We start from the raw sequence: 4,262 nt of genomic DNA on the forward strand, positions 1-4,262 counted from the left end.
ATGATGTGTGCTGAACGGACGAAGGCGTATATCAAGCAAAAAGCGGCATACCTTCCATACTTTTCCTCATAAAAAGGTATAAAAATAGCAGGTTGCCAAACGGCCATTTTTAGCATCTTATATGATATACATAGCAGATTATGAGCGATATATATTCATTTTACTTGGTGCAAGCAAATTTGCCTACACTTCTTTTTTATTTGCTGCCACCACCGCTCAAACCACGATGAATAAGGCGATACAAGACATGAGTGCAAGCGTGCAGGTAAAAGTATGTATAAACTCATAGTAGACCTGAGTTAAATGTGAATGAAATATCTAACGAACTATTGTTACTGAGTTCACTTTTCAAAAAAAACAGTGGGGGAGTCTGTCTGCGCCTAAAAGAAAGTACAACAAGAGTTCTCGGACAAGCTGGGGAGGGGGTTAAGCTCTTTCACATTGCACTTCCACTCCTGCCGCATCTAAGTCAGCACCCATGGGAGGATTACGTTTAGCGAGTTTCAGCTCAATAGCTTTAACGGTGGGGAAAGTACGGAACAGGCGTTTTATGATGCGTCCGCAAACATGCTCCAATAATTTAGAAGGTATCTCCATCTCAGCCTTCACATTTTCGTATACATCGGCATAGCTGACGGTATGTGTCACGTCGTCAGTCTCGGCTGCACGTGCAATATCGACTTTCAATTTCAGGTTAATGACAAATTCATTACCCACTTCCCGCTCTTGCTGACCTACACCGTGGTAGGCAAAGAAACGGACGTTATCAAGGAATATATAACTGTTCATATCAAATAGAATATTCGGTGGATGACAAAAATAAGAATTACCTCCCAGTAAACAAAGAAAACAGGTATATTTGTGCCAACAACTAAAAAAACAAGACATGAAACACTTGTATTCCTTTCTTTTATCCGCATTGGTCTGCCTCTCTCTTTCGGCGCAGAACAAGGTAAGCGGGGATTCGCTTGCCGCTGACTTTCATTATCTGGTGAAACAGCTTGAAGCTGCGCATCCCGATCCGTACACAGGTTTCGGAGGCAAAGTCTTCTTCCATAAGCAAGCGTTTGATTTGGAAAATGAGTTACGTAGTCAGCCCCATACCCTTCAGGAGTTTTGGGATAAGTCGATGGCATTTCTGTCTTTCATTCAGGACGGGCATACGTATCTTTTTTCTCTTGCGCCCAAGCAGCAACAGGAGCAGAGCTACTTGCCTGTTGGGTTCAGATGTATCCCTGACGGGCTGATCGTGCAAAGTCTTCCGGCTGCACATCAAGATTTGCTGGGTAGTCTTCTTATCGGAATCAATGGCAAGAGTATGGACGAATTGCTGGCGCGGACGGCAAGTCTCTTTGCATGTGAGAATCTCTATAACCGTTATTCCGTATTTTGCCGGAACGTAGTGAGAAGGCAGTTTATGCAACAGTTGTTACCGGATTTGGAAGACACGGTTTGTTTCTATTTGCGCACTCCGGATGGAAAGGATGTGACTTTGGAACAGCACTTTATGGAGAATGAGGAATTGAGGAAAGCAGAGAAAGTGAACCTTCCGTCCTGGGTGGGATGCCCTGAGGAGCAAATGGCTTATCGCTTCATAGACAAGAAGAAAGAGGTGATGATGTTTAAAGTGAACAGCATTATGGCGCGTGATAATTTTGAGTATATGTATAAGCATATAAAAGGGGATCTGCTCCGTCAGATGGAGTTTTACTATCAGAATGCTTTGAAGAAAGAGATGCCTGCGGATACTTTGCAGGCTATCTGTGCATTGCCTTCGTTTTCGGGAACTTTTGCCGCTATGCTGAAAGAGATGAAGAAGCATCATTCGGAATATCTGATTATTGACCTTCGGGGAAACAGCGGTGGTTGGACTCCTATCGTACTGGCTTCTTTGTATCAGCTTTATGGGGACAAATACTTGCAGAAAGATATGGATACGGAGTATTATCGGATTGTTTCACCGCTGTATATGAATAAATTAGAGATAACTCTTGAAGAGTTCAATAGGAGTTACGGAACCGATTATAGCTTCGGTGACTATACGTTCAGCATGAAAGAGCAGGAGGATATACCGCTTGATACCTTGCGCCGTCAGTTTATTGATGGCTGCATGAGTAGTGTGAAAGAAGAATTGCGTGCACAGAAAGGTGCTCCGGTATATGCTCCGAAACAGGTCTTTGTAGTAACGGATGAGCGGACGTTCAGTGCTGCGTTTCATTATGCTTTCATGCTGTGGAAGATGGGAGCTACGGTGGTGGGCGTGCCAAGCGGACAGGCTCCGAATACTTTTATGGAACAGACTCTTTTCAAATTACCTTATACCGGAATAGAAGGTTCAATCTCTAATTCCGTGCAAATATTCCTGCCGGGGAAGGATAAGCGTGCAAAGACTTTCTGGCCGGATGTGATGTTGACTTATGACGAATATAAGCAGACAGGTTTTGATAAGCAGGCGGAAATTTTGTTTTTACTGAATAAGATAGGACAAGAAAAGTAGGAGTTTTTAAAAAAAGGCACCTACTATGGGTGCCTTTTTCTATTATAAAGATTGAGAGTATTATCCTTTTCGTCCGGTCTGTTCTATCAGTCCTTTGATCTTCTCGTTCAGACTTTCCGCTTTCATCAGTTGTTCCAGCGTCAGGTGCATACGGTAGCGCCAGTAATGTCTGGGGTTAGCAGGCACGTTGATGCGCTCTTCCTGTACATTGGGGTTGCGCCATTTTCCGTCCATAGCCATCCAGTCCTGCAAGGAGAGGATGCACAGGATGGAGTTGCTGTAAAGATGGTTGCGTACCACTTGCTCGCAAAGTTCCGGAGTGGCAACGGCAGGTGCAGCGCCGTAGTGTCCCAGCATGGTGTTGTAGTACCGTTGCGTTTGCTGGAAATCTTCTTCCCACCAGCCGCGCAGCGTAGACATATCATGCGTAGAGATGGTGCAAACCGAGCGGTATGGATACCAGTCCGGATGTCCGAATTCCTGTGAAGGATCTTTCGGCATGCGTTGTATCTCCAGGCTAAGGATGCGCAGGTCGTTCATCACCCAAGCTACACAATCGGGGATCATGCCGAGGTCTTCACCACATACCAGCATACGGGTGGATTGCGTCAGTTGCGGCAACTTCTTCATGGCTTGTTCGCGCCAGAACTCGTTGTGGCGATGATAGTAATACTGATCGTACAAACGATTGAATGCTGCCTTCTCCCAATCATTCAGGGCACGGTAGATGTAATCGTGTTGTACGCCGATGCGCGGATGGAATTTGTGCGGGTCTTCACGGTCGGGCACAAACAGTACGTCACTGATTAATGCGTACAGTCCGTCGCGTATCCAGATGCTGTCTTCGTCCGTCTTTCCGGCAAAGTAAGCCTCTACTTTGCGCTGTGTGTCGAACTCGGGACGCATGCGATATATTTCCCATGTTTCCGTAGGCTCTATGAAGGTCTGCTTTACATAATCAGTATGCGGGCCGAACATTTGTCCGAGGAAGTATTCATGGATATAGGGTTTCGTGAAGAAATCTTCGCGGAATGCCATTCCGTAGCCTTCTATTTCTTCGCGCGTCATCGGCAGGGCGGGAACAAACTGGCCCAGCAGTCCGTGTACGGCATGCATCGGGATTTCCCAAATGCGGAAGAAGCCGAGGATGTGGTCGATACGGTAGGCATCGAAGTATTCCGACATCTTGCGGAAACGCTTCATCCACCAGGAATAACCGTCTTTCTCCATTACGTCCCAGTTGTAAGTAGGGAAGCCCCAGTTCTGACCGTTCACGGAGAAGTCATCGGGTGGTGCGCCCGCTTGTCCGTTCAGGTTGAAGTAATAGGGTTCTGTCCATGCTTCTACGCTGTTGCGGCTGATGCCGATAGGAATGTCACCTTTCAGTACTACACCATTGGCTCGTGCGTGTTCCGTTGCAGCCAGCAGTTGCAGGTGCAGGTGGAACTGGATGAAGAAGTAGATGGCGATATGCGGATAGTCGGCAGATTCCGGCTGGCATAACTTTTCTATTTCTTCTGCTTTGTATTCTGTGAATTTCGGCCATTCGCGGAAGTTGGGTGTCTTGTAGGCATCGCGCAGATAGCTGAACACGGCGTATGGCTGTAACCATTCTTTGTTGTTCTCGAAGAACTTCCGGAAGGCATCGGATGCCAGAACTTGTTCGCCTTCCTGTTTGTATATCAGGCGGAAGAACTCCCATTTTGTCTGGTTTACTGCTTCATAGTCTACGGTAGGCAAAGCATTCAGCTCTTTCTGCCGTTTG

Annotated in this window: 3 protein-coding genes; 1 reads left to right on the plus strand and 2 read right to left on the minus strand. The window is 46.4% G+C overall.

All coding sequences use genetic code 11. The annotated features are described in order from the left end of the window. Positions 1-426: 426 nt before the first annotated feature. Positions 427-789 carry a dihydroneopterin aldolase gene (gene folB / locus BACCELL_RS04080; RefSeq protein ID WP_007210297.1) on the minus strand — a complete coding sequence of 121 codons (363 nt, stop codon included), beginning with the start codon at positions 787-789 and terminating at the stop codon, positions 427-429. A 97-nt stretch (positions 790-886) separates the two neighbouring features. Between folB and BACCELL_RS04085 the strand changes: the two genes are divergently transcribed. Further along, positions 887-2,497, plus strand: coding sequence for a S41 family peptidase (locus BACCELL_RS04085; RefSeq protein WP_007210298.1), 1,611 nt, complete (start codon positions 887-889; stop codon positions 2,495-2,497). A gap of 60 nt (positions 2,498-2,557) precedes the next feature. Here the strand turns inward: BACCELL_RS04085 and BACCELL_RS04090 are convergent. Then, a partial coding sequence (locus BACCELL_RS04090) for a 4-alpha-glucanotransferase (protein ID WP_007210299.1) occupies positions 2,558-4,262 on the minus strand: 1,705 nt, incomplete at its 5' end.

Source organism: Bacteroides cellulosilyticus DSM 14838, from assembly GCF_000158035.1.
In the GTDB taxonomy this organism is placed as follows: Bacteria; Bacteroidota; Bacteroidia; order Bacteroidales; family Bacteroidaceae; genus Bacteroides; species Bacteroides cellulosilyticus.